Annotated in this window: 25 protein-coding genes, 2 tRNA genes and 1 pseudogene; 11 read left to right on the top strand and 17 right to left on the bottom strand. The window is 64.0% G+C overall.

Annotated elements, in window-relative coordinates:
• Nucleotides 1-73 precede the first annotated feature (73 nt).
• A complete protein-coding gene (locus EGD98_RS06745; RefSeq protein ID WP_220587577.1) occupies nt 74-604 on the top strand; it encodes a multiprotein bridging factor aMBF1 in 531 nt (176 codons plus the stop codon).
• Here the strand turns inward: EGD98_RS06745 and EGD98_RS06750 are convergent.
• Complete coding sequence (locus EGD98_RS06750; protein ID WP_328762241.1) at nt 601-1,158, bottom strand: response regulator transcription factor; 558 nt, start codon at nt 1,156-1,158, stop codon at nt 601-603. The two genes, EGD98_RS06745 and EGD98_RS06750, sit on opposite strands and share 4 nt — an antisense overlap.
• A 111-nt stretch (nt 1,159-1,269) precedes the next feature.
• On the opposite strand from EGD98_RS06750, the gene tpiA reads away from it, so the two are divergent.
• A complete protein-coding gene (gene tpiA / locus EGD98_RS06755; RefSeq protein WP_220587579.1) occupies nt 1,270-1,917 on the top strand; it encodes a triose-phosphate isomerase in 648 nt (215 codons plus the stop codon).
• Nucleotides 1,918-1,992: 75 nt separating this feature from the next.
• Here the strand turns inward: tpiA and EGD98_RS06760 are convergent, their stop codons facing one another.
• Nucleotides 1,993-3,777 (bottom strand): helicase HerA domain-containing protein, encoded by a 1,785-nt coding sequence (locus EGD98_RS06760; protein WP_220587580.1) that lies wholly within the window; start codon nt 3,775-3,777, stop codon nt 1,993-1,995.
• 211 nt (nt 3,778-3,988) lie between these two features.
• Between EGD98_RS06760 and EGD98_RS06765 the strand changes: the two genes are divergently transcribed.
• Nucleotides 3,989-4,336, top strand: a complete 348-nt coding sequence (locus tag EGD98_RS06765) for a hypothetical protein (RefSeq protein ID WP_220587581.1) — start codon at nt 3,989-3,991, stop codon at nt 4,334-4,336.
• Nucleotides 4,337-4,361: 25 nt separating this feature from the next.
• On the opposite strand, the gene dinB is transcribed toward EGD98_RS06765, so the two are convergent.
• The 3 genes from dinB to EGD98_RS06780 all read right to left on the bottom strand — a co-directional run bounded on the left by dinB (nt 4,362) and on the right by EGD98_RS06780 (nt 8,422).
• Entirely contained in the window at nt 4,362-5,741 is a 1,380-nt protein-coding gene (gene dinB, locus EGD98_RS06770; protein WP_220587582.1) for a DNA polymerase IV, read from the bottom strand.
• 233 nt (nt 5,742-5,974) lie between these two features.
• The gene (locus EGD98_RS06775) at nt 5,975-6,946 is read right to left on the bottom strand and encodes a patatin-like phospholipase family protein (protein WP_220587583.1); all 972 of its coding nucleotides are present in this window, start codon (nt 6,944-6,946) and stop codon (nt 5,975-5,977) included.
• A gap of 72 nt (nt 6,947-7,018) precedes the next feature.
• Entirely contained in the window at nt 7,019-8,422 is a 1,404-nt protein-coding gene (locus EGD98_RS06780; RefSeq protein WP_220587584.1) for an FAD-dependent oxidoreductase, read from the bottom strand.
• Between the two features lie 204 nt (nt 8,423-8,626).
• Between EGD98_RS06780 and EGD98_RS06785 the strand changes: the two genes are divergently transcribed.
• The gene (locus EGD98_RS06785; protein ID WP_220587585.1) at nt 8,627-8,986 is read left to right on the top strand and encodes a DUF7522 family protein; all 360 of its coding nucleotides are present in this window, start codon (nt 8,627-8,629) and stop codon (nt 8,984-8,986) included.
• A gap of 44 nt (nt 8,987-9,030) precedes the next feature.
• Here the strand turns inward: EGD98_RS06785 and EGD98_RS06790 are convergent, their stop codons facing one another.
• The 6 genes and pseudogenes from EGD98_RS06790 to EGD98_RS06815 all read right to left on the bottom strand — a co-directional run bounded on the left by EGD98_RS06790 (nt 9,031) and on the right by EGD98_RS06815 (nt 12,735).
• A complete protein-coding gene (locus tag EGD98_RS06790) occupies nt 9,031-9,312 on the bottom strand; it encodes a DUF8101 family protein (RefSeq protein ID WP_220587586.1) in 282 nt (93 codons plus the stop codon).
• 85 nt (nt 9,313-9,397) lie between these two features.
• Entirely contained in the window at nt 9,398-10,129 is a 732-nt protein-coding gene (locus EGD98_RS06795; RefSeq protein WP_220587587.1) for a hypothetical protein, read from the bottom strand.
• 271 nt (nt 10,130-10,400) lie between these two features.
• Nucleotides 10,401-10,744, bottom strand: a pseudogene (locus EGD98_RS06800) (DUF8148 domain-containing protein); the annotation flags it as partial.
• A 122-nt stretch (nt 10,745-10,866) separates the two neighbouring features.
• A tRNA-Trp gene (locus tag EGD98_RS06805) sits at nt 10,867-11,047 on the bottom strand.
• 50 nt (nt 11,048-11,097) lie between these two features.
• Nucleotides 11,098-11,325 carry a DUF5795 family protein gene (locus tag EGD98_RS06810; RefSeq protein ID WP_220587588.1) on the bottom strand — a complete coding sequence of 76 codons (228 nt, stop codon included), beginning with the start codon at nt 11,323-11,325 and terminating at the stop codon, nt 11,098-11,100.
• Between the two features lie 522 nt (nt 11,326-11,847).
• Nucleotides 11,848-12,735 carry a DUF5794 domain-containing protein gene (locus EGD98_RS06815; protein ID WP_220587589.1) on the bottom strand — a complete coding sequence of 296 codons (888 nt, stop codon included), beginning with the start codon at nt 12,733-12,735 and terminating at the stop codon, nt 11,848-11,850.
• A gap of 411 nt (nt 12,736-13,146) precedes the next feature.
• Between EGD98_RS06815 and guaB the strand changes: the two genes are divergently transcribed.
• Nucleotides 13,147-14,631: an IMP dehydrogenase gene (gene guaB / locus EGD98_RS06820; RefSeq protein WP_220587590.1), complete on the top strand. Its 1,485-nt coding sequence runs from the start codon at nt 13,147-13,149 to the stop codon at nt 14,629-14,631.
• Between the two features lie 43 nt (nt 14,632-14,674).
• Nucleotides 14,675-15,112 carry a GNAT family N-acetyltransferase gene (locus tag EGD98_RS06825; RefSeq protein ID WP_220587591.1) on the top strand — a complete coding sequence of 146 codons (438 nt, stop codon included), beginning with the start codon at nt 14,675-14,677 and terminating at the stop codon, nt 15,110-15,112.
• A gap of 58 nt (nt 15,113-15,170) precedes the next feature.
• Here EGD98_RS06825 and EGD98_RS06830 read toward each other — a convergent pair whose 3' ends face one another.
• From EGD98_RS06830 to EGD98_RS06840, 3 genes are all read right to left on the bottom strand, one after another.
• Nucleotides 15,171-15,422, bottom strand: a complete 252-nt coding sequence (locus tag EGD98_RS06830; protein WP_220587592.1) for a hypothetical protein — start codon at nt 15,420-15,422, stop codon at nt 15,171-15,173.
• A 586-nt stretch (nt 15,423-16,008) separates the two neighbouring features.
• A tRNA-Lys gene (locus EGD98_RS06835) sits at nt 16,009-16,082 on the bottom strand.
• A gap of 119 nt (nt 16,083-16,201) precedes the next feature.
• Complete coding sequence (locus EGD98_RS06840; protein WP_220587593.1) at nt 16,202-17,236, bottom strand: hypothetical protein; 1,035 nt, start codon at nt 17,234-17,236, stop codon at nt 16,202-16,204.
• A gap of 167 nt (nt 17,237-17,403) precedes the next feature.
• On the opposite strand from EGD98_RS06840, the gene EGD98_RS06845 reads away from it, so the two are divergent.
• The gene (locus tag EGD98_RS06845; protein ID WP_220587594.1) at nt 17,404-18,858 is read left to right on the top strand and encodes a DHH family phosphoesterase; all 1,455 of its coding nucleotides are present in this window, start codon (nt 17,404-17,406) and stop codon (nt 18,856-18,858) included.
• Here the strand turns inward: EGD98_RS06845 and EGD98_RS06850 are convergent.
• Nucleotides 18,855-19,160, bottom strand: a complete 306-nt coding sequence (locus EGD98_RS06850) for a PRC-barrel domain-containing protein (RefSeq protein WP_220587595.1) — start codon at nt 19,158-19,160, stop codon at nt 18,855-18,857. The genes EGD98_RS06845 and EGD98_RS06850 overlap by 4 nt on opposite strands.
• Nucleotides 19,161-19,281: 121 nt before the next feature.
• On the opposite strand from EGD98_RS06850, the gene EGD98_RS06855 reads away from it, so the two are divergent.
• Nucleotides 19,282-19,722 (top strand): SRPBCC domain-containing protein, encoded by a 441-nt coding sequence (locus EGD98_RS06855; protein ID WP_220587596.1) that lies wholly within the window; start codon nt 19,282-19,284, stop codon nt 19,720-19,722.
• 1 nt (nt 19,723) lies between these two features.
• Here the strand turns inward: EGD98_RS06855 and EGD98_RS06860 are convergent, their stop codons facing one another.
• Nucleotides 19,724-20,257 (bottom strand): DUF7504 family protein, encoded by a 534-nt coding sequence (locus EGD98_RS06860; protein ID WP_220587597.1) that lies wholly within the window; start codon nt 20,255-20,257, stop codon nt 19,724-19,726.
• A 194-nt stretch (nt 20,258-20,451) separates the two neighbouring features.
• Between EGD98_RS06860 and EGD98_RS06865 the strand changes: the two genes are divergently transcribed.
• The gene (locus tag EGD98_RS06865; RefSeq protein ID WP_220587598.1) at nt 20,452-21,138 is read left to right on the top strand and encodes a protein sorting system archaetidylserine synthase; all 687 of its coding nucleotides are present in this window, start codon (nt 20,452-20,454) and stop codon (nt 21,136-21,138) included.
• On the opposite strand, the gene EGD98_RS06870 is transcribed toward EGD98_RS06865, so the two are convergent.
• A complete protein-coding gene (locus tag EGD98_RS06870) occupies nt 21,135-21,917 on the bottom strand; it encodes an alpha/beta fold hydrolase (RefSeq protein ID WP_220587599.1) in 783 nt (260 codons plus the stop codon). The two genes, EGD98_RS06865 and EGD98_RS06870, sit on opposite strands and share 4 nt — an antisense overlap.
• A 150-nt stretch (nt 21,918-22,067) precedes the next feature.
• Here EGD98_RS06870 and EGD98_RS06875 point away from each other — a divergent pair, with 150 nt between their 5' ends.
• Together EGD98_RS06875 and EGD98_RS06880 are read left to right on the top strand one after the other, a co-directional pair.
• On the top strand, nt 22,068-22,313 hold the full coding sequence (locus EGD98_RS06875; RefSeq protein ID WP_220587600.1) for a DUF7127 family protein: 246 nt from the start codon (nt 22,068-22,070) through the stop codon (nt 22,311-22,313).
• A complete protein-coding gene (locus EGD98_RS06880) occupies nt 22,314-24,575 on the top strand; it encodes a CDC48 family AAA ATPase (RefSeq protein ID WP_220587601.1) in 2,262 nt (753 codons plus the stop codon).
• The last annotated feature ends 263 nt before the right edge of the window (nt 24,576-24,838 follow it).

Below are 24,838 nucleotides of genomic sequence, written 5' to 3' on the forward strand. Positions count from 1 at the left end.
AGACGATTCCGACGACTGACAGCCGTCCCGGCCCAGCGCACCATTTATACGGGACCATCTCGAAGCTCGCCGTATGGTTCAGTGCGAGATGTGTGGCAAGGAGGTTTCCTCTCCGAGCCGCGTCAAAATCGAGGGGGCCGAACTCGACGTCTGTGACGAGTGTACCGACTTCGGTACCGAGCTCAAGACCGAGGACTCCTCCTCGTCCACGTCGACGAAGTACTCTACCTCGTCGAGCGGGTCCAGCGGCTCCAGCGGGTCGTCCTCGTCGTCCTCGTCGAGTTCCTCGGGCGGCGGTCGCCGGCGGGATATGTTCGACGAGATGGACGAGATCGCGCAGGACTTCGACGACCAGATACGGTCGGCCCGGGAGTCCAAGGGGCTGAGCCAGAAAGAGCTGGCCCAGCAGTTAAACGAGAAGGCGAGCCTCATCCGGAAACTCGAACAGGGCAACTCACTGCCCAGCGACGACGTGCGAAAGAAAATCGAGAAATCGCTGGGTATCGACCTGAGCGCCGGCGGAAGCGCCGACGACGAGGAGTGGTCGGGCGGCTCCAGTGACGGAAGCTACACGCTGGGTGACGTCGTCCAGCGAAAGGATTAGAGCCGCAGGTCGTTCTCTTCGACGTCTAGGTCGGCAGCCAGCTCGTCGACGCGCTCGGCTATCTCCGCGATTTCGTTCTGGAGCTCGCGGTACCGCTGGCTCCGTTCCAGCTCCGTCTGGGTTTTCTCTACCTGCAGGACGTTGCGCTTGAGCTTGCGGGTGGTCAGCGCCTGGAGCTGTTCGTTGTAGGCGGCTATCTTCTGGAGGCGCTCGACGACCTCCGAGAGCTCCTCCCGGGTGACCGGCTTGACGAGGTAGTCGTCGACGCCCATCTCGATGATGTCGAAATCGGGGTTGACCGCAGTCACCATCGCCACCCGGCAGGGCAGTGACCGCTCCTCGATCTCTGCCAGCACCTCGTTGCCCGAGACGACCGGCATCCGGCGGTCCAGCAGGACGACGTCGATGTCCTCGGAGAGGCGGTCGATGCCCTCCTCGCCGCTGTAGGCGGTCAGCACGTCGTAACTGTCGGCAAGATAGTCGGTGTAGAGGTCCGCGAGGTGCTGTTCGTCCTCGACGATGAGTACGGTCGGAGGGGCGTCGCCTGAGCTCACGGCTTGTCTCTCGGTTGCTACAGGCCGCAGTATCTTAATGCTCACTGCTTCGGGACGGGACAGGACCCGGAACACGCAATCTATTTCCCGCCGGCGTTCGCGTCTTCATCCATGTTCGTCCTTGTCAACCTCAAGGCGTACCCGTGTGACCCGATAGAGGTAGCCACCGCCGCTGCCGACGTGGCCGACGACTCCGGCGTCCGCGTCGCCGTCGCCCCCCAGGCAGCCAACATCGAGTCCGTCGCCGAGACCGGCGTCGAGACCTGGGCCCAGCACGTCAGCCCGAACGAGCACGGCAGCCACACCGGCTCCACGCTCGCCGAGGCCGTCGCCGACGCCGGCGCCGTCGGAACCATGCTGAACCACTCCGAGAACCGCCTCAAGCTGGCCGACATCGACGCGTCGCTCGACGCGGCCGACCGCGTGGACCTGGAGACCATCGTCTGTGCGAACAACCCCGAACAGATCGGCGCCGCTGCGGCGCTCGGTCCCGACGCCGTCGCCGTCGAGCCGCCGGAACTCATCGGCACCGGCACACCAGTCAGCAAGGCCGACCCCGACATCGTCACCGGCGCCGTCGACGCCGCCGCCCGCGTGGACGGCGACGTGGACGTGCTCTGTGGCGCCGGCATCTCGACCGGCGAGGACCTCGTCTCCGCCAGCGACCTCGGCGCAACCGGCGTCCTGCTTGCAAGCGGCGTCGCGAAGGCCGACGACCCGCGTGCAGCCCTGGAAGACCTCGTCGAACCGCTGAACTGAGGCGCCGTCGACCTGGCAAACCCACACTTCTTTGGGCCGACCGACGGGGAGCTCCGGCTTCGAGAAATCGACCGGTCAGCGCGTCTCGTCGTCGACGATGGTCCGCTCTATCTGTGACGCGTACTCAGTGGCCGTCTCGTCGTCGATGCCCTCGCCCTCCTCGCGGACCAGCGCCGACAGCCGGTAGTCGTACTTCCCGCGACCAACGTGCTCGACGAGTCCACGGAGCCGAAGCGTTCGGTTCCGAGCGTAGGCGGCTGTCCGGTCGCCCGACCCGCCAGCGGAGAAGTGGGCGTTCAGTGGCGTTCCCGGGCCGTGTTCCTTGTAGTAAGCGAGCATCCGCTCGGTCTTCTCGTCCAGGTCGCGGATGTCGGCCTCGATGTCCCGAACCACAGCGGGCTTTTCGGTTTCTGGTTCGGCGGACTGCGCGTCACCAGCCGACTCGGACGGCGTCTCCTCCTCGGCGACGGCCGCGAGCGCCGCCTCCAGGGCCGCGTCGGAGCTTCCCTGGGTCTCGTCCTGGGTATCGGAACCGTTCTTCGTCGCGCCGTCGGCGCTGGCCCCCTTCGCTGTGGCGCTGTTGCTCGCCTCGCTCCCCCCGTTCATCGCGACGTCGTCGTCGGCGAACGCGCTGAAGGCGTCGCCGAAGCCGCCCCCGGAGGTCGTATCAGGCGCGTCGTCCTCCGCGTCGGTGTCGGCTGTCTCGTCGCTGGCCGTCGCGGTCCCGTCGCCGTTGTCCTTTGGCTGGGGTTCAGCGAACCGCTCGTGCGTGCGTCGCATCTCGTCTTTCGCCGTGCGGCCCGGATTCGCCCCCTCGACGTGGCCCAGCAGGGCGTCGGTGAACTGCTCGGCCATCCGCTGGAGGTCCCGGGCGTCCTGGAGCTCGGTCTCCAGCTCGGCGATGCGGGAGTTCTTCTTGTCCAGTTCCTCGCGTAGTTCCTTGATACGGCTCTCGGTGGCCTGTTTCTCCTCGCTTATCGTCTCGAGTTCGGAGACGAGGTCCTCGCTGACGGATTTCAGTTCGGGGCGCTCGAAGTCGTCCAGCCCGGGGGTCGCGCCGGCGTCGAAGGTCTGCTTGCGGTGGAACTGCACCCGACGGACCTGCTCGGCCCAGTCGGTCATCATAAAGGCCTCACCGTCGTCTAAGTCCTCGACGGCGTCGGCGTACTGGCTGTCGAGGATGCGCCCGACCACCTTCGTGTCGTTGTTCCACGTCAAGCGATGCCACACCAGCCAGTCACACTGGGTAATGTAGTCTTTCTTCACGTCGGCCGGGCGCTGGCTGATGCCGACGATGCCCAGGCCGTGTTTCCGGCCGCGCTTTCCGATCTTGATGAGCATCTTCCCGACCTCGCCCATGCTGCCCTGCTCGGGAATCCACTCGTGACACTCTTCGACCAGCATGAGGAACGGCTGTTTCTGTTTTTTGGCCTTGGCGAACAGCTGTTTTGCGACCTCGGTCAGCAGGCTCTCTGCTTCCTCCTCGTCGAGAAACGAGGAGACGTCGAGGATGATTGGGACGTTCTGTTCTAACGCGAGCGAGGCGATTTTTCCGGCGTGCTCTTCGGTGACCTGGATGTCACACTCCTCGTCGCCCCCGACGTGGAGAATCTCGTACTCCTCTTTGAGGCCGTAGTACTCGCCGTCGATGTCGACGATGAGGAGGCCAAACCCGTTGTCAAGTAGCTTCTCGGCGACGACGCTCGCGGTGTTGGATTTGCCCGAACCGGACTTGCCGGTGATGAACCCGCGGCCGGTCAGTAGCTCCACCACCGGGATGTCGACGGACAGCCCGGGGTCTTCCATCCCGCCGGGCCCGGCGCTCGTGTCGGCCACGGTGATGTGTTCAGTCTCTGCCATGCGTTCTTGTCCACAGAGAGCGGTGCAGGCCCCATAACTCTCCGTCAGACGAGCGTCAGCGGGGCGATACGTTCGGTGCCGCGAACGGGTGGTAAACGCCGATTTGGGGAGTCGCTGGCGTCCATACCCTCCAACCGTCCGTATGGTGGGCCGTGACAAGGGCTATGTTGGTGGCGTGTCTCCGTTGACCCGAGCGCGGGAGTGGGACTGTATGGCACGCTACGAGACGTTCGTCGAGGACGATACCGTGTTCGTCGGCACGCCCGAGGGCCGGCTCGATGTCGGCCCGCTGGAGGATATCGTCACCGCAGTGGGCGGTCCGGCCTGGACTATCACCTACGCCGAGAGTCAGAAAGAGCGGTATCCACAGATGGACACCTCCGACGAGGGGCTCGTCGTCGACGTGGTCGATATGCTGTCGGCGATGACACACAGCGCGCAGTTCGTCGAGACGCTCGCGGCCCATCCGACGACGGTCCCCGAGGAAGATACAATCTCTCCGAGAGCGGGGCTGTTCGTGGGCAAGCTGCTGGAGAATCTGGAGAACGGGGTTTCCTGACTGCCGGGCCGCTTGCTCTGAGTGCCTACCCGAAGTCGCCCAGCGACGCCTGCCCGTCCGGGTCCTGCTCAGAGGTGTCCACCTCTCCGGCGGTTTCTGGCGTCGCGTCGTCGCTCGCGTCCGTCCCGTCCTCGCTCGCGCCCGTCCCGTCACCGTCGAAGGCAGTCAGACTCGCCTGCCCGTCTGCCGTCGGCTCCGGTTCCAGCTCTGTGCGGTCTGGCCCGGCGGCAGATTCAGCAGTCCCCCCGCCAGTCGCGCTCTCGAACCCGGTGAGGCTGGCCTGCTCGCCGGCCGAGAAGTCCAGGTTCGAGACGCGGACGCCAAGCTTCCGCACCGGACGGTCGGCGAACTCTCCCAGTAAATCGAGCGCGATGGACTCGACGAGGTCGGCGTCGGCGACGGGACCCGGCAGCGAGCGTGCGCGGGTGTTGATATCGAACGGCGGTTCGACCACTTTGATGCCGACGGTCTGGTAGCGAGCGCCCTTGCGGCCCGCCCGATCCGCGACGGCTTGGGCGAGCGTGGTGACTTTCCGGCGTTTCTCGTCGGTAGCCTCGACGGCCTCGGTGAACGCGGACTCGCGTGAGAGGCTCTTTGGGTCGCCACGCGGCGTCACTTCCCTGGTATCCTCCCCACGGGCGTACCGGCGTATCTCACGGCCGCGCTCGCCAAAGCGGTTCTCGAGGACCTCCGGGTCTGCCTCGGCGAGGTCGCCAGCTGTCTCGATACCGAGTTCGGCCAGTTCACGGGCGGTCACGGGGCCGACACCATGGACCTCCTCGACCGGCAGGTCGGCGAAGAACGTCCGTACCTCGCCCGGCTCGACGACAACCTGTCCGTCCGGCTTCTCCCGGTCACTGGCCACCTTCGCGGCGCTCATGGTCGGGGCGACGCCGACGCTGGCGACGACGCCAACCTCGGACTCGATTGTCGCCCGCAGCTCGCTCGCCCACTCGGCGACGCCGTCCCAGCCGACAGTGTCGGTGATATCGAGGTACGCCTCGTCGATACTGACCTCCCGGACGGTGTCGCTCTCGGCGTGGAGTATCTCCTTGACCTCCGCAGCGACCGACTCGTAGTAGTCCATATCGACCGGCCGGTAGATGCCCGTCGCCTCGGCGTCCTCGTCTGCCGCGGCGTCGTCGGCGTCGGCCCGCCGAGGGAGCCGTTCGAGCGCCTCGGAGATGGCCATCGCGGACTCGACGCCGTAGGCCCGGGCCTCGTAGCTCGCCGTGGCGACGGCACCGTGGGTCTCGCCGCCCTCGTAGCCCATCCCGACGACCAGCGGCTCGCCGGCCAGGTCGGGGTCCCGTCGCTGTTCGCAGGCCGCGTAGAAACAGTCCATATCGACGTGGGCGACCACCTGGTCGGGGCGGGCGGTGCCGGGCAGTCGCGCGGCGTCCATAGCAAGGTGATACACGTCGTCTGTGAAAACCTCTCCGTCCGCGGCCGCGCCGGGTAGCCGCGAGGCTCGCCGGTTGTATCAGGGGGTACTGGTTGGGTGCACTATGCCACATCCAGGCCCCCCAACGTTGGGATTACGTGGTCCTCTAATGAACTTTTCCTTTTTCGACAGGTATTGCCGCCGAACCCGTGGCGTATCGACGGTTCCGGGCACACTCTGGCCGACTACTTCCGTCAGTCGCGTTCCCTCGGGGGTGTCCAGAGCTCCGACGCCCGCTCCCGGCCGTACTCGAACAGGTCGTCGATGAGCGCTGGGTCCCGGTCCAGCTTGGAGTGGTAATCCAGGTCCCAGTCGAGGGTCACTTCCCGGACGTCGATGCGTTTGTACCGGTCGTCGGTGATGACGTCGTTCGCGATGAAGCGGTTGATGACCCCGACGGTGTGTAGCTCCTGCTCCAGCGAGAGGTTCCCGGCGAGTTCGTTCCGGCGGTCGAGAATCTCGTTCATACTCCGTGGGACCGTCCGAGTCCGTCGGGGGTTGATGCGGACGAGCCAGATCTCGTCTGGCTTCTCGTCGGGGTCGTCGGCCGCCGTGAAGTGGCGAATCGGTGGGTTCTGGGCGAAGAGACCGTCCCAGTAGTAATCGCCGTCGATTTCGGTCGCCTCGTAGATGTTTGGGATGGTCGCCGAGGCGACGACCGCGTCCAGCCCGCCGTCGCCGTTCTCGAAGACGGTGAACTGGCCGCTCAGCACGTCGACGGCACTGATGTAGAGGTCCGGTGACTCGCCGGCCGTGACTGACTGCTCGATGTCGACGTAGCGGTCGAGCAGCCGCCGGAGATAGGCCCGGCCAAAGTCCGAGGCCGGGTTGTAGTACGGACTGACCGCGACCGAACCGAACTCGTCGGTGAACCGGTTCGCGAACACCAGCCCAGCGTTGAGCCCCCGTTCGAGGACGGTCTCGGCCGAGATATCCTCCCAGAACCCCGACAGTGAAGCGAGGGCTGCCTCCGGGTCGGATCGCCGGAGACCCTGCCAGGCCAGCATCGCACAGACGGCGCCCCCGGAGGTGCCACTCAGGGCAGTGACGTCGTAGTCGGCCGGACTGTGCCGTATCACACCGGAGAGGACGCCGGCGGTGAAGGCGGTGTGACTGCCACCGCCCTGGCATGCGATGGCGACGCGCCGTGTCTCTGTGCTGGCCATCAGCCGGGATACGCCGGCCAGGAGAATAGTTATCTATCGCTTACACCGCGACCGACTGCGGGGGACGACGAGTTAGTCGTCGGTCGCTGGCACTTCGTCGACGGTGTCCGAACCCGTGGCGCTGGGCGCCTCGGCGTCGTCGGCGTACGGGAAGTGCCCGATGGTGGCCTCCCGGAAGGCCTCCTCGTCGAACTCGTACTCGCCGTCGAGGAACTCTAGGAGGGTGTGGGTGTCCCGCTTGGCGTTCTTGAGACACGTCGAGGCACCCGGCGACGGTGTGATGTTGAAGATGACGTCGTCGCCGACGATCTTCGCCTCGCCCATGTCCAGCGATTTGGCTTTCGTGTCGACGATCTGCGGGCGGACGCCGCCGTACCCCTTCGCACGCTCGATGTCGTCCAGTTCGACGCTCGGGACGACCTTCTGGACGTGCGGGAGGAACTGTCGCGGCCCGACCTCCGGGAGGTCATAGAGCAGGTTCCGGAGGACGTACGGCAACAGCACCTTATCCGAGAGGATGTTGGCGTAGCTGAGGAACGATGCGGCGTTCAACCCGAACACGTCGATGAAATCGGAGACAGTCGAGATGTTGCCCCGCTCCAGGGCCGGGACGAGCTTCGCCGTCGGGCCAAAGCGCGTGATAGAGTCGTCGTGGACGTCGGCGTCGCCGTGGACCGCCGCGAAGGGCAGCTTCTTCATCTGCAGGGTGTAGACCTTCCCGTTCAGCAGGTCGTCCGCCAGGAAGAAACTGCCCGCGACCGGGAGCAGGACCTTGTCTTCGCCGTAGCCAAGCTCCTTTGCCATCTGGAGGCTGTGGGAGCCGGCGGCGACGACGGTCGCGTCACAGTCGAAGCGGCCGTCGTCGGTCTCGATGGTGTAGCCGTCCAGCGTCGGCGTGATGTCCGTGACCTCCGTCCCGGTGTAGACGTCGACGTTCGCCTCCTGTTCGGCCTGCTCGACGAAGGACTTCGTCGTCTGTCCGTAGTCGACGACGTAGCCGTCGGGCGTCTGGAGCGCGAGCATATCGACGTCGGGCTCCCGACCCTCCAGGACTTTCGGCTCGATGTCCGCGATCTCGTCGCGGCCTATTGGTCGGAGCTTCGGGAAGAGGTCGCCAAAGCCCTCCTCGTGGTAGCGCTCTTCGAGCTGTGGGACCTCTTCCTCGCCCACTGCCAGCACCATCTTCGAGCGCTTGGCGTGCATCTCCCGCTCCGGGTCGTGATTTTCGAGATAGCCCGCCAGGAGTTCGGCGCCCTCCTTGACCTCCTCGGCTTTCTCGAGCGTGTAGTTCGTCTCGATGTCGCCGAAATGCAGCGTCTGTGAGTTGTTCGTGTGATGGGAGTTGATGGCCGCGACCTCCTCTTCCTTCTCGAGGAGCGCGATGGAGTCGATATCGGTGAACTTCGCGGTCGTGTACAGCAGCGATGCACCGCTGATTCCCCCGCCGACGATTACCAGATCGTATTTCCCTGACATACTTTCTCTCACGCTACCTGAACGCGTGTCCTCCAGACTGATAACTCATATTTTCTCGGCTCGCATTTGTACAATCACCGAACACCCCATCGACACAGTGTGTAGACGTGTGTCTCCCCGGCCTGTCACGCTACTTCTCGGTGGTTTTGACGGACCGCTCTGGAAACCCGTGTTTTTATTCCTTCTTTGTCTATATGTTACCGTATGGCACTCCTCGAAGCGCTCCAGAACGAGGTCGGCGACAATCTCAGAGCCGTGGCGACCTACGAGGAAAAAGAGTGGGAGATAATCTACGAGCGCGAGGATATCGAAGCCAAACCCCGTATCTTCGAGAAGATACACCGGGAGCTGATTCTGGAGGGGATGGGCACCGAGTATCTGGAGGAGGTCTTCGGCGTCGGCGACCTCAACTGCACCATGCACAGCTTCGAGGAAGCGATGTGTTTCCACTTCGTCCGCGGGTCGCTGCAAGGGGTGTTCATCTCTATCGAGCCGGACGCCATGGTCCCCCTCGAGGAGTTCGTGACCATCTGCAAGGAGAGCGAGATAGAGCCGCCGCGGTGAACTGGCCGGCCGAGAATCCCCTCTCAATCGCAGTGACCGTCCGACTACCCCGACTCCGGCAGTCGCTGGGCCATCGCCCGCACGTACTCGACTGCGACGTCTGCGTCGACGCCGTCCGCCGGTGCTATCGCGTCGGTGACCGCCCCACAGCCATGCAGTAACTGCGCCCGGCGGTCGCTCTCCGGGAGCTTGTTCTGACTGACCCTCGTGGCCGTTTCGATGGTCCGTCGAGCGGTCTCGAACTCCCCGGCCTGTATCGCCGTCTCGGTCTCCTCGAGGAGCTGGGAAAGGACTGCGTGTACGTCACTCGGGAGGTCGTCGGGCACGATTCGAAGTCGGAGGGCGCCGTGATAGAAGTGCGGGCCTCGAACGCAGCTATTCCGACTGGTCTGGTGTGAAAGGCCTGAGAGGTCACCGCTCCTGTTTTATTTCGTCGACGTACTGCTCTGGGCCGTCCATTCGTATCCGTATGTGCGTAATCTCCTGGTGGAGTCCGGACTCGTCGTCGAACGCACCGACCTCCTCCCCGTCGATGAACAGTCGAAACTGGCCCCCGTCGGTCTCGATTCTGTAATCGTGGACATCTCCGTCGTGGTCGTAGCCCGGTTCGATCATCGTCGTCTCCTCCCCGTCCTCGTTTCGCAAAAGTGCGACGTTGTTATCGACGTAGTCCTTCCCGATACCATCGGGCAACTGTCTGACTGTGAGAGTGTACTTGTCCACGTTAGCATCCAGATTGTCCTCGGGTAGGTCGACGAGAAATTGGAACCGGAGGCCCCGTCCCCCCTCGTTATTCTGGACATCGTTGAACTGCCACGCACCGGTGAATCCGGATTGAATCGAGGTAGCCGCGAAGTCGTTCGACCGCCTCTCCGCTGTGAGTCGACTCGCCTCTATTGAGAACGCACCATCCAAGTCCCACCCGTTGTCCGCCAGTTCTGCTCCGGAATAGTCGAAATCCTCTTCGAAGGTCTCGGCCCCCACTTCGGTGCTGGTCGCTTCCTCCCCATCGGTGGTGTTCTCTTCCCCATCATCTTCCAACTCCGCCTCTAACTCCCCCAGAGAACAGCCGGCGAGACCAGCGACACCAACGGCCCCCAGCGTCGTCAGATACTGTCGCCGATTCGGCAATTCCCCATACATTCCAAGATGGCGGGAGGTAAATAAAAGGCGGTGAGGTCCGATTGGTGGGTCGGTTCAGTCCGCTGTCGGCTTGTGGCCCTGTTCGAAAACGCCATGCTCATCCTGGCCGGAATCTTGGTGAGCTGTTTGTAGTCGTTCAGCCGGCTGGAGAACGAGCGAGAGTAGCCCATCCATCGTCACCCTGCACGTACAGCGTAGTTCCGACGTTCCTGACCGTCGTTCGATTCGAAGAACTCACAGCGGTGATCGCAATCTCGTCGCCGCGTCCGACATCGCTGGCATCAGGCAGGGAACCAAACGTGGCACTCAGGTACTTGCCGAGGTACGCGCCAGCTGTAGATTCCATATCGTGGCCGTCGTCACCGAACTCTATCAGCTCGTGCGAGCGGGTGCGGTCGCGTACCCATTCTTCGCCGCGGTCGTGAACTCCGAAGCGGTACCAGTCGACGAAGCCTTGCTCGTCCTGGAACTCGGGGTCGAGGTCGTCCAGGTCGTCGCGATAGGTCAGCGGGTACACGTTGACAATCTCACCCTGGCCGTAGTCGGCCCACTTCTTCGCCAGCTCCGGTTGTCCCAGAGCCACGGCATTCTGTCCTTTTCACGAGTCTTCATTTCGCTAGAATAGGGTCGGATGGATTTTCACCCGACTGCGAGACTCACTGCGTTCGTCTCGCGTGGTTCAAATCCCTCCTCGTCAACGATACAGTGCGCTCACCAATTGTGAGCGCACAGAATAGTGGGGTCGGAGGGATTTGAACCCCCGATCGGCTGATATCTCCAACCAGCGCCTCGGAACTCCAGAGGGTCATCGTCGCGGGCCGGTGATCAGCCGGTCGCTCAGTATATCAGCCCTCGGATTGTCGTCCCTGGCGCGTGGCCTCTGGAGTCAGCCGCCTTCCCGGACTAGGCCACGACCCCGCACTCCGTCGTATGCCGATTAGTACTAAAGGGATTTCGATTGCGGGACGTTATTCTCGGTCCGTCTCCGACCAGTCGCACTCCTGGCACTTGTAGCCCGTGACGAACTCCAGCGCCGTGGGCATGTAGCCCACAGCAAGCACGTTCTCGCCACACTCCGGGCACTCCCGGTCGGCGTCTTCGATCGGTTCTGCGTCCATTACGCTCTCGCCTTCGATGAGTTCGGCGAGGCTCTCGGGGGTCTGCATACGCCCCTGTACCACGCGGTTGTCGGCCATACCGGAGAGCGGAGCGTCGGCCGCCTAAATCTTCCCCTCTGTATTAGTTTTGATGTGGACTGCGGCATGAGTTGCTACGAGCCAGTACTCCGCCTGAGGTACTGCAGTCTATACGAAGACTCGGCGCCAGAAAGCCCCCGAGCTAAGGACTCCCGCGACTCGCTGTGCTCCTCGGTCGCTTTGCTCCCTGCGGTGCTTGCGTCGCCGGGGTTCGTCCTTAGCTCGGCCCCTTTCAGTCCCACCCGTAGCCGGTTACGCAAACAGCCCTGGGTGGGGCTGAAAGGGGCGGCAGGCTCCGGGAAGGCGGGCGACGTAAGCACTGGAACGAACGGAGTGAGTGAAGCGCGCAGCGAGCCCCCCGACCGGAGCCTGCCGGGGCTTTCTGGCCGTTCGCAAGTCAGTCGGCAGCCGTTGCTAGCGGGGCTTTCTGGCTGTGAGTAAGCCGACAGGAAGATACTGCTAGCTGAGCGTTCTGACTCTCAATAGTAGCCCTATAGTCTCAAAAACTCAAATCTACGTTTCCTAGAGCCACGGCGCGCGTTCCTGGTCGGGGTCGTACTCCACTTTCGCGCCGTCGTCGGTGCGCTCGTCGGCCGCCACACCTTGGGAAGCCCCGCCGTCGGAGAACGCCGCGGTGAGGTCCACCGCGTCGGGGTGGTAGTCCTGGTGACGTTCGCGGGCGTTCTCCGGGTCGAAGGACAGCAGGGCGGTCACACCGAGGACAGCCAGCGCGACGGGTGCCTGCGTGGGCATTAGCCCGACGACGGAGAGGGCGAGCACGCCCAGGGCGACGGCACTGCCGAAGCGGAACCGGTCGATGTCGACCGCGTTGCGCAGCCACGGGCTGGCGAGTGCGACCACGAGCGCGAAGCCGACGCCGATGGCGGCAGTCGCCCCGGCGCGGGCCAGCATCTCGGGGTTGGCCTCGACCACCAGCTCCGCGCCGGCGGGGTCGACACTGGCCAGCAGGCCCAGGCCGACGATGATGGCGGGCCGGGGCAGCAGCTCACCGATGCGAGCGCTTGCGGTCTGGGCCGCGATGGCCAGGATGACGATGCCGGCGAAGCGCTCGAACGTCGCGAGGTGGACGACGCCGGCGATGGTCGGCGCGATGGCGGCTTCGAGTATCGCCACCGGAATCAACACGGCGCCGATGAGCAACACGGCCTTGGCCTGCTGGCGGGGCGTGCCGTCCATCTCGGCGAGGACGACGGCGACCATCGCGGAGCCGCCGAAGACGAGCAGGCCGACCTCGAGCATACCGGTCCAGGTCGTGAGCGCGCCCGCCAGGACGAGCACCGGGAAGATACCGTCCACGAGCGGGAGGCCCATCACAGTCGCCAGCAGGCGGCCGCCACGGCCGACCTGCCGCTCGATGTCGAGCGCGACCGGGTGTCTGGAGCTACTCATCGCGTGTTAGTGCTGGGGATACCCCGATTCCCCTCGGGTGGCTGCCGCGTGGTCGACACCGCCAGAGTGGCGATTCCACGTCCCAAAGCCCACCGAAAATGTGTTTGCCGACGTCGTAGCACACGGGGCTTTTCGGTCGGTGAGGTCGCTGGTGGGGTGGGAGCAGCGCATATCTATAATTAACTTTCAAAAGGGTATAAGCGTTGTGTGAGAAACGGGACCACACGCCGTGAAATGTGGGAAATAGACACATACAACTGGACGAGTGTAGCGGCAAGCTGGTGTAAGTGAAAACAATCCACAAACGGACCGCCACATTAGACAGGCCCTCACAGTAATCACGGTATGCGAGCCCACCACAGTCCACAGGAGTCTCGCAACGTTTTTGGCCGGCGGTCATGGACGACTTACATGGCGAACGATTCCGAGCCTTTCTCCGAGAAACTCCGCGTTCCGGAGGCGCTGACCTTCGACGACGTACTGCTGCGGCCGAAAGAGTCCCGGGTCGAACCGGACGAAGCCGACACGGCGACACGCGTCTCGAAGAGTGTCGAGCTGAACGTCCCCGTCCTCACCGCGGCCATGGACACTGTCACCGAGAGCGACATGGCTATCGCGATGGCCCGCCAGGGCGGGCTGGGCGTGCTCCACCGCAACATGGACGCCGACGAGATGGCCGCCGAAATCGAGCGTGTCAAGCGCTACGACGAGCTCATCATCCGCGACGTCGTCACGGCTCACCCAGAACAGACCGTCCGAGAGGTCGACACGATGATGGACCGGAAGGGCGTCTCCGGCGCCCCCGTCGTCGACGACGAGACCGGCGAAGTCCTGGGTATCATCTCCGGGACCGACATCCGGCCGTACCTCGAGGTCGGCGAGTCCGACGCCGTCACCGAGGCCATGACCGACGAGGTCATCACCGCCTCCGAGGACGTCACCCCGCGGGAAGCGCTCGAACTGATGTACGACCACAAGATAGAGCGCGTCCCCATCGTCGACGACGAGAACCGCCTCGTCGGCCTCATCACGATGCGTGGCGTCCTGAAGCGCCGCGAGTACGACGACGCCGCCCGCGACGACGGCGGTCACCTCCGCGTCGGCGCCGCCGTCGGTCCCTTCGAGGTCGACCGCGCCGAGATCGCCGACGAGGCCGGTGCCGACGTGCTCTTTATCGACTGTGCTCACGCGCACAACGCGAACGTCATCGACAGCGCCCGCGAGATCAAACAGACCGTCGAGGCAGACGTCGTGGTCGGCAACATCGGCACCAGCGAGGCCGCCGAGGCCGTCGTCGACTTCGCCGACGGCGTCAAGGTCGGCATCGGCCCGGGCTCTATCTGTACGACCCGCGTCGTCACCGGCGCCGGGATGCCCCAGATAACGGCCGTCTCGCAGGTCGCCGACGTGGCGAGCCAGCACGACGTCCCCGTCATCGCCGACGGTGGCATCACCTACTCCGGTGACGCCATCAAGGCCATCGCCGCCGGCGCGGACGCGGTGATGCTCGGCTCGTACTTCGCCGGCACCGACGAGGCCCCCGGCCGCGTCATTCAGATGAACGGCAAGAAGTACAAGCAGTACCGCGGCATGGGCTCGGTCGGCGCGATGTCCGAGGGCGGCGGCGAACGCTACCTCAAGGAAGACGACGAGGACGAGGACTACGTTCCCGAGGGTGTCGAGGCCGCGACCCCCTACAAGGGGTCCCTCGCGTCCGAACTCCACCAGCTCGTCGGCGGGATGCAGTCGGGCATGGGCTACGTCGGTGCCGAGACCATCCCCGAGTTCAAGGAGCGTTCGGAGTTCGTCCGCGTCTCCTCGGCCGGCCACCAGGAGAGCCACCCCCACGACGTGATGATTACGGACGAAGCGCCGAACTACAGCCCCGACAACTGACCACCGGCACAACGTTCTCTAGCGCGGGCGCCACAGTTTTCGTATGACCGACTACACTCGCCACTTCGGCAGTGACGCCGACACTATCGAGATGGCCCACGCCGTCCGGCGCCGCGTATTTATCGAGGAACAGGGTGTCGACGAGGCCGTCGAGATGGACGGCCGCGACGACGCGGCCACACACGTCGTCCTCACCGACGGTTCCGACCCGGTCGCCACGGCCAGGTTCCGGTTCGCCGACCCGTCGACGGCCAAAATTGAACGCGTGGCGGTGCTGCCCGACTCCCGCGGCCAGGGGCTCGGCTCCCGTGTCATGGACGCCGCCGAGTCCGCTGCCGTCGACGACGGCGCGACCGTGGCAGTCCTCCACGCACAGGTCAGTGTCCGTGGGTTCTACAGGGAACTGGGCTACGAGCCCGTCGGGGAACAGTTCGAAGAAGCCGGCATCCCACACGTCGAGATGCGAAGGCGGCTCGGTTGAGACAGTCCGTACTTGGTGCCAGCAGCAGCCGAGAGACGTTCCCACAATCCGTGCGCGACTACTCGCGGCCGGCCACCAGATAGACAATCGGGACCACGACACATAGCGGCAGGAACGTAAACCCGAGCATAAACATCCCCAGGAAGTTCATTATCGCCCAGATGGTGGCGGTGTCGTTGCCGCGTTTCTTCGCGTCACTGTACACCCAGTAGCTGACGCCGATCGAAACGACGAACAGCACCAGTATGCCGAGGAGAATAAAAATGAAGAGCGTGCCCATGCCCGGCACCTGTAGTAGCTGGAAGAGCATTAGTTTCCGTTTTGTTTAAAACTGAAAATAATTTGGGGTAACTGCTAACCGGATAGTCGACCCCAGGAAAGGGAGCCTACCGGGAGTGAGCAATCGCGAAGCGATTGCGAGCCTCGACGGACTGTCCTTCGGTGTTTGAACCACGGCCGGAGCGACGCTTCCCTGATTCAAATCCTACTGTTGTTTCCACTGCTCACTGCCGTTCGCCGTGGCGTCAAGCCGCCACGAGCCTTCGCTCACTCTGTTCGCGAAGACGCAGGGAAACGGGTCGGAAGGGACTGAGCGAACCCGAAGGGTTCGCGAAGGTCGATAGGCGAGCGGAGCGAGCCTATCGGGATTTGAACCACCTGCACTTCGCTCGCTACCGCTCGCTCGTGCCATCGTTCAAATCCTACTGTTGTTTCCACTGCTCACTGTCGTTCGCCGTGGCGTCAAGCCGCCACGAGCCTTCGCTCACTCTGTTCGCGAAGACGCAGGAAAACTGGCTGGAAGGGATTTGAACCACGGTCAGAGCAAAGCTCTTCCCTGATTCAAATCCTTCCGCCCGGTTCGCGAGCCGCCTCACTTCGTTCGGCGGTCCGCTGTACGGGCCGGAAGGGATTTGAACCCTCGACCGACGGCTTAAGAGGCCGTCGCTCTGCCAGACTGAGCTACCGGCCCTGCGTGTATCGATTACGGAGGGGTTTGTATATACGTTTCCTTTCCACCCGGCGGCTGTTCCGTCTACCCCCCGGAATCTGGGGCATCCTGCCCGCCGGAGTGGACCGAGTACGGGGCAGTCAGTAACTGAAGTCGTACTCGATCGTGTCGATCTTGCCGGTCACCGTGGCCGTGTTGCCGTCGGTGTTGATCTTGATGTCCCGGAGTTCACTGAGGTTCCCCTCACCGGTGTCGTTCGCTTCGACCCACTCCTCTATGTCGCCTTCGTTGACATCGCCCTCGCTCCCGAAGACGAAGACGTACTGAATTTTGGTCGTATCGCCGTTGAAGGTATCCGCCTGGCCGTACCCGATGAGCCCGTCGAACTCCCGCGAGCGAACGTCCTCATCTGGACCGTCTTCCGAACCGACCTCGTCATCGTAGAGGTCCAGCGAGATGCTGACTCCCTTGTCGGTCGAATCGACCAGCGTCTTGAACTCCTCGTTGTTATCGACGAGCCGATTGTCGCCGCTTTCGCCAGTGTCGATAATGCCCTTGGCGACGTCCTCGGCCGAGACCGAGTCGGATTCGTTGCCATCGTTGGACACGCGGTTCCCTTGGACGATGGTCCCGTCGCCGATGGCGTACGCTCGCCCGGGCTCTTCCTGGTCGGCCCGAACGTATATTTCGTAGCCCTCGTGTGTGGTCTCGGACTCGTACTCGTAGCCTGCTGTGCTGTCGTCGTTGCTGCCGAACCCGGAGTCGGTAGGCGTCTCCCTGCTGGATTCGAGTTCCGCTTTGATGCTCTCCGTGTCGAACGAACCAGTGACGATGCTACCGTCGGGAACGCTCATTCCCATGTTGATGTTTTCCGCTCGAATACCGAGCTGCCGGGAGCTGTTACTCTTGAGGCTCAGCAGAAAGTCCTCGTTGAGGTTCCCGCTGTTAGAGAGCGCCTTTTTCGTACTGAAGGCGAAGACGTCGATCCCCTCGGCGTCGCTCTCGAACGTATCCGGCTCGTACACCCAGTTGGAGTAGCTACTGATACCAGCGCCGCCACCGCCGGGAATGAGGTCCTGAATCGCGCTACAGCCGGACAAGCTTCCGACTGCGCCCAGTGCTGTCGCCCCCGCCCCCACTCGCATCAACTTTCGTCGTGTAATATCTTCGGACATTGTGGTCTTGTGTTTATTCACACTAATATAATCCTTACTACTCAAGTCCGATACAGTACCGAAACGAACGATGCGAGACACGAATTCGGTCACGGAACCGTAGTTGCTGTCGTGACAGACTGCGGAGACGGTGTAATATAAGTGTGTGCCGACCACACTGCTTGCCAATGAGTGCTGCCAGTGGCATTACGATGGCGTCGATGTCTACCTACGCCATCCTCGGGTGCGGGAGCGTGGGACACGCCGTGGCGGAGGAACTCGTCGACGAAGGGAAAGACGTCCTGATTCTGGACGCCGACGAGGGCCGCGTCGAGGCGCTGCGCGACCAGGACCTGAACGCCCAGCAGGCCGATATCGGGGACGAACACGTCGCCGAGACAGTCCACGACCGGGACGTTATCCTCATCATGTCACCGGACGTGACAGCCAACGCCGAGGCAGTCCGGAACATCCGCGCGGCCGACGGCGAGCAATTTATCGTCGCCCGCGCGGACGACCCCGTCTCGGCCGACGAACTGACCGAACTCGGCGCCGACGTGGTGATCAATCCCTCGGCGGTTATCGCCGACTCGGCGCTCCGTGCGCTGGAGACGGGCGAACTGGAGTACAAGGCCTCGCAGCTTGGCGACGTCATCGACGCCACGGAGGAGCGGATGGCGATTCTCATCCATCGCTCGCCGGACCCGGATTCCATCGCATCGGCGGCGGCACTGCGGGCCATCGCGAGGAGCCGCGACGTCGAGGCGGATATCATCTACGAGGGCGAAATCGGCCACCAGGAGAACCGCGCGTTCGTGAACCTGCTGGGCATCGAACTCGCCTCTCGCGAGGACGTCGAGCTGTCCGCGTTCGATACGTTCGCACTCGTCGACGTGGCGAAAGGGGGTGAGGTGAGCGTCGACGAGATCGACATCATCATCGACCACTACGAGCACGACGAGGAGTACGACGCCGCGTTCTCCGATATCCGGCCGAACGTCTCCGCGACCTCGACGATTCTGACGAAGTACATCCAGGAGCTGGACCTCACGCTCGACCAGACCGTCGCCACGGCCCTGCTATACGGTATTCGCGCCGAGACACTGGATTTCAAACGCGACACGACGCCGGCGGACCTGACCGCCGCCGCCTACCTCTACCCCTTCGCCGACCACGACACGCTGGAACAGGTCGAGTCGCCGTCGATGAGTCCGGAGACGCTGGACGTACTCGCGGAAGCGATACGGAACCGGGAGGTCCAGGGGAGCCACCTCGTCTCGAACGCGGGCTTCATCCGCGACCGTGACGCCCTCTCACAGGCGGCCCAGCACCTTCTCAACCTGGAAGGGATCACCACCACTGCCGTCTTCGCTATCGCCGACGACACCATCTATCTGGCCGCCCGCTCGAAGGACATCCGCATGAATATCGGCAAGGTGCTCGCCGACGCCTTCGGCGGGATGGGTGAGACGGCGGGCCACTCGACGGACGCCAGCGTCGAGATTCCGCTGGGCATTTTCACCGGGCTGGACACGAGCGACGACAACCGCGACACACTGTTGGAACTGACCGAAGAAGCAGTCAAACGAAAACTGTTCGAGGCGATGGGCGTCGATAGCGGCGAAGGCTCGAACGGGAACTAGGCCGGGACCTCTTCTTCGTCCGTCTCGTCGTCGGGTTGGTGGAGTCGCTCCACGATGTCGTTGACGATGACCACGTCACCGACGGCCTGAACCCAGCGGTACGGAATGATGACCCCGCGAGCGCTCCGTGCCTCCGAGGAGAACAGTTCGTTGTTCAGCTGGTGCAGCGCCAGGCCGGTGACAGTCTGTCGTTCCAGGTCGAGGCGGATGTCTTCGACTTCGCCGACGAAGACCCCGTTTTTCGAATACACTTCCCGCCCCACCAGCGTCGTAATCTCCTGAGGAATCTTCTCAGTTTCCATACCCCGTCTCAGTACCGGGCGGGTATTAAATGTTCATTGCGCGTCAGACGGGCGTCCTCGGTTCGGACCCTGACTGCACAGTGTCCGGGGCCTTTTCACCGCTGAGACCGTAGCCAGCCTGATGCCCGAGGTCAGCGTGTCCGTCGAGGTCCCGGCCGCCCCCGAGACTGTCTGGTCGGTGTTGACCGACACCGAGGCCTACCCCCAGTGGAACACGCTGCTCTCGGTACGTGGCGAGTTCGCCGTCGGCGAGACCGTCGCCGTTCGGCTCTCGATTCCCGGCCTTCCGACCGTCCCCATCTCCCCGGAGATTACAGCCGTCGAGCCCGGGCGGGCCCTACGGTGGCGCTCGCGGCTGTTCGGTATCGAGGCCGACCACGCGTTCCTGCTTGAGCCACTCGAGGACGGCGGGACGCGGTTCGTTCAGACCGAACAGTTCAGCGGGGCGATGGCGGGGCCGGTCCTGGCCCGGTTCGAGCGGCGGATTCGACGCGGATTCGAGCAGATGAACGTCGGACTGTGCCGCCGAGCCACAGAACTCACCGACGACGCCACGCGCTAGCTCAACGGCGGTCCACTTCGGTGTCGACGCTCAGGCGGAGCCGGTCGCAGGTTTCCTCGCCGACGGCGTCCCCGACCAGCGTGTATATCCCTGTGATGTCGTGGTCCTCGGCCAGTTCCGTCAGATGGTCCACGAAGCGGACGACACGGTTCTCCGCGGCGTACATGAGAAAGACGTTGAGGTTCTCGACGAGGAGATAACCGCTCTCGCCGAGGGCCTCGAAAGCCCTGGAGAGACGCATGCTCAGCCCCGTGAGGTCGTCGGGAACCAGCGGGTCACAGGTCCACATCGGCCCCTCGTACTCCGTCTCGGCGCCCGATATCGGGATGTGGGCGACGGCCGAAAGCTCCGCGCCCTCCTCTGCGAGCCGGTCAGCGACGGTCGCTGAGGGCTTCGAGGAGACGACGATGACGTTCCGGGATGCGTCGGCCGGCAGGTGGGCTATCGGTGATTGCATGGACGACAGTGACAGGAGGAGCTGTGTCCCCTGCTCCAGCGACAGCTCCGGCTGGAGGGCGTCCTCGTTAGCACTCACTCCTCGCCACCCCACTCCCAGGCCCTGACGCTACTCCCCACATGGATACTACCCTTGTTGTTCAGGATTCAGCCCGGAATATAAATAATTTGTGTGTACAATAATGACAGTTGGAGTGATACGTGGCCCAGAACGCGTCTCGAACGGCGGTCCGCTTTCGACTCTTTCATGTAGCCGGTGGTCCACCGCCAACCATGAGCTTCAGGGTGCATCGCCGACTCAGCCGGGCCGACTCCGTAACGCTGTGTAACGCGGTCGTCGGCTTCGCCGCCGGGGTCGTGGCGTTTACCGACCTCCAGCTTGCCGCGCGGCTCATCCTGCTTTCGGTCATCGTCGACGCGCTAGACGGTATCACGGCCCGCAATGGGGAAAGCTCCGACGTCGGCCCGCTGCTTGACTCCATCACTGACGTGCTCTCGTTTGGCGTCACGCCGAGCCTGTTCGTCTACGTCGTGTTACGGTCGAACTACGGGGCGGTCGGCGAGACGACCGCGTTCGTCTCCGTCGGCCTGCTCGCCGTCGCCTCGCTGTACGCCGTCTTCTCTATCCTCCGGACGGCCTTTTATACGACCTACTTCGACGGCGCCGAGGAGCGGCCCGGGATGCCAAACTCCCTGGGAGCGATACTGCTGGCGACGGCCTATCTGGCCGGTGTCACCGACCCCGTCGCTATCACGGTGGGTGCGACCGCGCTCGCGGTCGCACAGGTCTCGCCCTTCGATTACCCCAAGCCGGGAGTCAAAACGGTGGGGCCGATGGGCGTCGTCCTCTTCGGGGCCGTCGTGGCCCCGACCGAATTCGGTCGGGCTGCCCCCCGCCTGATGCTCGCCATTGCGCTCCTGTTTTTCGCCCTCGGCCCGCGCTATTACTGGGCCGATTAGTCCCCGAGTACGGCTCCGAGAAAGCCCTCGACAGCACGGTTGAACGCCGATGGCCGCTCCAGCATCGCCAGATGCGCGGCGTCGGCGACGACGGCGAACTCCCCCTGTGGAAGCTCCATAGCGAGAGCCTCGTGGTCGCTCCTGGGCGTCAGTCTGTCGTGTTCACCACACAGCGCCAGCGTCGGCGCGTCGATAGCCGAAAGCCGGCCGGTCACGTCGAACTGGTCGCAGGTCCGGAAATCCCGGCGAGTGACGCGACGGCCGACAGCGCGGAGCTGGTCCCGAGACGGGCCACGGAGTGACTCGTCGTTGGCGTGAAAGAGTCGGTCGCGTCCGTGGAGAAAGTCGACGGCTCGCTCGAAGTCGTCGTCGAGCCACGCCAGGAGACCGTCGAAGACTGGTAACGTTGCCCCAGTCCCCGCCAGAACGAGTGCGTCGGGCTGCCAGTCGGACTCAAGGGCGACCCACTGGGCGATTGCGCCCCCGAGTGAGTTGCCCACCAGCACGTCGGCGTCGGTCACGCGGGCGACGGCGACGACGTCCTCGGCGTACGCCTCGAGTGTCTCGCTGCCCGGGGTGGTCGACACGTCCTCGGAGTCACCGTGGCCACTCAGGTCCAGGGCGACAGCCGGATGGGCCGGTCCCTCGGGTCCGTACTGGTGGCTCCAGAGCCGATGTGTCCCACCACTCCCGTGGACGTAGAGCGCCCCCGGACCCGAGCCGTCGCCGGGAGCTTTCCGATAGGCCGTGGTCCGCCCGTGGTGTGCCACAGTCTCCATACGCATACGTACGCGAGCCCAGTGAATAAAAGGCTCCGTGACGTACCGTTTCTGGTGTGAACCGCATTCAAGCAACTATCTGATATTCGACGCCATCTGCCGGTTATCGGCGAAAGGTTTATATACTTATCGCACTTACTTGTAGTTAGCATGAACACAGACCAACAGTTGTTCGACGAGATGTCCGTCCGCCGATTCGAGTACGACGACAGCGTCGTCCTCGCGGCGGACGTGGGCGTCGCCGACGACACCACCGTGGACGTCGTGGACGACACTGTGATTCTCGTCACCGGTGACGAACAGTACGAACAGCCCCTGCCCGACGAGAGCGACGCACGGGCGTTTATCAACAATGGCGTCCTCACTATCGAACTGTCAGACGAGGAGGCACACTAGATGAAACTAACAGTCAAACCCTTAAAGCAGAAAGACGCAGGACGCGGCCTCGCGGCCATCGACCGGGCCGCCATGGACGAGATGGACCTCGAGAACGGTGATTACATCGTCCTCGAGGGCAAGAACCGCGCCGTCGCCCGCGTGTGGCCGGGCTACCCCGAGGACGACGGTAACGGTATCGTCCGCATCGACGGCCAGCTTCGCCAGGAGGCCGGCGTCGGCATCGACGACTCCGTGACCGTCGAGAAGGCCGACGTCAAGCCCGCGACCAGCGTGACCGTCGCCCTGCCCCAGAACCTCCGGGTCCGGGGCAACGTCGGCCCGATGATTCGCAACAACCTCAGCGGACAGGCCGTCACGCAGGGCCAGACCGTCCCCGTGAGCTTCGGCCTCGGACCGCTCTCCTCGATGTCCGGCCAGAAGATTCCGTTGCGAATCGCCGAGACGGCGCCGTCCGGAACCGTCGTCGTCACCGACTCGACGGAGATTCAGGTCAGCGAGAAGCCCGCCGAGCAGATACGTGAAGGCGAAGGCGCGGCCAGCCCCGAATCGCCCGACGTGACCTACGAGGACATCGGCGGCCTGGACGACGAACTCGAACAGGTCCGCGAGATGATCGAGCTGCCGATGCGCCACCCAGAGCTGTTCCAGCAGCTCGGCATCGAGCCGCCGAAAGGGGTCTTGCTCCACGGCCCGCCCGGCACCGGGAAAACCCTGATGGCGAAAGCCGTCGCCAACGAGATCGACGCGTACTTCACGACTATCTCCGGCCCGGAGATAATGTCGAAGTACTACGGCGAGAGCGAAGAGCAGCTCCGTGAGGTCTTCGAGGAGGCCGAGGAGAACTCCCCCGCTATCGTCTTCATCGACGAGATCGACTCTATCGCGCCCAAGCGCGGCGAGACCCAGGGCGACGTGGAACGTCGCGTCGTCGCCCAGCTCCTCAGCCTGATGGACGGGCTCGAGGAGCGCGGGCAGGTCATCGTCATCGGCGCGACCAACCGCGTCGACGCCATCGACCCGGCGCTGCGCCGCGGTGGCCGCTTCGACCGGGAGATCGAGATCGGCGTCCCGGACAAGGAGGGCCGCAAGGAGATCCTGCAGGTCCACACCCGCGGGATGCCCCTCTCCGAGGAGATCGACATCGACAGCTACGCCGAGAACACCCACGGCTTCGTCGGCGCCGACCTCGCCACGCTCACGAAGGAGTCGGCGATGAACGCGCTCCGGCGCATCCGCCCCGAGCTCGACCTCGAATCGGAGGAAATCGACGCCGAGGTCCTGGAGAAACTGGAGATAAGCGACGACGACGTCAAGGACGCGATGAAGGGCATCGAGCCCTCCGCGCTCCGTGAGGTCTTCGTCGAGGTCCCCGACGTCACCTGGGACTCCGTCGGCGGACTCGAAGACACGAAAGAACGGCTCCGTGAGACCATCCAGTGGCCCCTGGAGTACGGCTCCGTCTTCGAGGCGATGGACTTAGACGCCGCCAAGGGCGTCCTGCTGTACGGCCCGCCGGGCACGGGGAAGACCCTGCTCGCGAAGGCCGTCGCCAACGAGGCTCAGTCGAACTTCATCTCCGTGAAGGGGCCCGAGCTGCTGAACAAGTTCGTGGGCGAGTCCGAGAAGGGCGTCCGCGAAGTGTTCGCCAAGGCCCGAGAGAACGCCCCGACGGTGGTGTTCTTCGACGAGATCGACTCCATCGCCGGCGAGCGTGGCGGTGGCCAGACCGACTCCGGTGTCGGCGAACGGGTCGTCTCCCAGCTGCTGACCGAACTCGACGGTATCGAGGAGATGGAGGACGTGGTCGTCGTCGCGACGACGAACCGACCGGACCTCATCGACAGCGCGCTCCTGCGCCCCGGTCGCCTGGACCGCCACGTCCACGTCCCGGTCCCCGACGAGGAGGCCCGCCGGGCCATCTTCTCGGTCCACACCCGCGACAAACCGCTGGCCGACGGCGTCGACCTCAACAGTCTGGCCCGCCGGACCGACGGCTACGTCGGCGCCGACATCGAGGCCGTCTGCCGCGAGGCCTCGATGGCCGCGACTCGGGAGTTCATCAACAGCGTGGACCCCGAGGAGATCGGTGACTCGGTCTCCAACGTCCGCGTGACGATGGACCACTTCGAGCACGCGCTCTCGGAGGTCGGCCCCAGCGTCACCGACGAGACCCGCGAACGCTACGACGAGATCGAACAGCGCTTCGACACGGCCGAACCCGACCTCGAAGAGGACAAGGTCGGACGGACGTTCCAGTAGGACCTTTTTATCGCTCGGGTTCGCGCTTCGCGCGAACCGCTCGCGATAAAAATCTACGCTAAAAAGGCTGCCTCAGCGGGCTCCGCCCGCTTCGGCAGTGAACCGCGGCGCAAAGCGCCGCGGATGCTGACCGCGTATTGCTTCCGGTCTCTTGGCTCCGTTGAATCACCGGAGAGCGTGCTTTCGGTCGATAGAACGAGAGTTTGAAGCGAGAAACCGCCGTTGGTCCCCCGCTTCACGAGCAACGTCTTTCAGTTATCTAT

Origin of the sequence: Haloarcula salinisoli, assembly GCF_019599405.1 — an archaeon.
In the GTDB taxonomy this organism is placed as follows: domain Archaea; phylum Halobacteriota; class Halobacteria; order Halobacteriales; family Haloarculaceae; genus Haloarcula; species Haloarcula salinisoli.

Bases quoted from the DNA above. Each gene is read 5' to 3' on its own strand.
- EGD98_RS06840 (WP_220587593.1), bottom strand. From the start codon at position 17,236: ATGTCCGAAGATATTACACGACGAAAGTTGATGCGAGTGGGGGCGGGG.
- EGD98_RS06785 (WP_220587585.1), top strand. From the start codon at position 8,627: ATGGCACTCCTCGAAGCGCTCCAGAACGAGGTCGGCGACAATCTCAGA.
- tpiA (WP_220587579.1), top strand. From the start codon at position 1,270: ATGTTCGTCCTTGTCAACCTCAAGGCGTACCCGTGTGACCCGATAGAG.
- EGD98_RS06870 (WP_220587599.1), bottom strand. From the start codon at position 21,917: ATGGAGACTGTGGCACACCACGGGCGGACCACGGCCTATCGGAAAGCT.
- EGD98_RS06880 (WP_220587601.1), top strand. From the start codon at position 22,314: ATGAAACTAACAGTCAAACCCTTAAAGCAGAAAGACGCAGGACGCGGC.
- EGD98_RS06810 (WP_220587588.1), bottom strand. From the start codon at position 11,325: ATGGCCGACAACCGCGTGGTACAGGGGCGTATGCAGACCCCCGAGAGC.
- EGD98_RS06765 (WP_220587581.1), top strand. From the start codon at position 3,989: ATGGCACGCTACGAGACGTTCGTCGAGGACGATACCGTGTTCGTCGGC.
- EGD98_RS06865 (WP_220587598.1), top strand. From the start codon at position 20,452: ATGAGCTTCAGGGTGCATCGCCGACTCAGCCGGGCCGACTCCGTAACG.
- EGD98_RS06850 (WP_220587595.1), bottom strand. From the start codon at position 19,160: ATGGAAACTGAGAAGATTCCTCAGGAGATTACGACGCTGGTGGGGCGG.
- EGD98_RS06760 (WP_220587580.1), bottom strand. From the start codon at position 3,777: ATGGCAGAGACTGAACACATCACCGTGGCCGACACGAGCGCCGGGCCC.
- EGD98_RS06845 (WP_220587594.1), top strand. From the start codon at position 17,404: ATGAGTGCTGCCAGTGGCATTACGATGGCGTCGATGTCTACCTACGCC.
- EGD98_RS06825 (WP_220587591.1), top strand. From the start codon at position 14,675: ATGACCGACTACACTCGCCACTTCGGCAGTGACGCCGACACTATCGAG.
- EGD98_RS06780 (WP_220587584.1), bottom strand. From the start codon at position 8,422: ATGTCAGGGAAATACGATCTGGTAATCGTCGGCGGGGGAATCAGCGGT.
- EGD98_RS06815 (WP_220587589.1), bottom strand. From the start codon at position 12,735: ATGAGTAGCTCCAGACACCCGGTCGCGCTCGACATCGAGCGGCAGGTC.
- EGD98_RS06875 (WP_220587600.1), top strand. From the start codon at position 22,068: ATGAACACAGACCAACAGTTGTTCGACGAGATGTCCGTCCGCCGATTC.
- EGD98_RS06775 (WP_220587583.1), bottom strand. From the start codon at position 6,946: ATGGCCAGCACAGAGACACGGCGCGTCGCCATCGCATGCCAGGGCGGT.
- guaB (WP_220587590.1), top strand. From the start codon at position 13,147: ATGGCGAACGATTCCGAGCCTTTCTCCGAGAAACTCCGCGTTCCGGAG.
- EGD98_RS06745 (WP_220587577.1), top strand. From the start codon at position 74: ATGGTTCAGTGCGAGATGTGTGGCAAGGAGGTTTCCTCTCCGAGCCGC.
- dinB (WP_220587582.1), bottom strand. From the start codon at position 5,741: ATGGACGCCGCGCGACTGCCCGGCACCGCCCGCCCCGACCAGGTGGTC.
- EGD98_RS06795 (WP_220587587.1), bottom strand. From the start codon at position 10,129: ATGTATGGGGAATTGCCGAATCGGCGACAGTATCTGACGACGCTGGGG.
- EGD98_RS06855 (WP_220587596.1), top strand. From the start codon at position 19,282: ATGCCCGAGGTCAGCGTGTCCGTCGAGGTCCCGGCCGCCCCCGAGACT.
- EGD98_RS06830 (WP_220587592.1), bottom strand. From the start codon at position 15,422: ATGCTCTTCCAGCTACTACAGGTGCCGGGCATGGGCACGCTCTTCATT.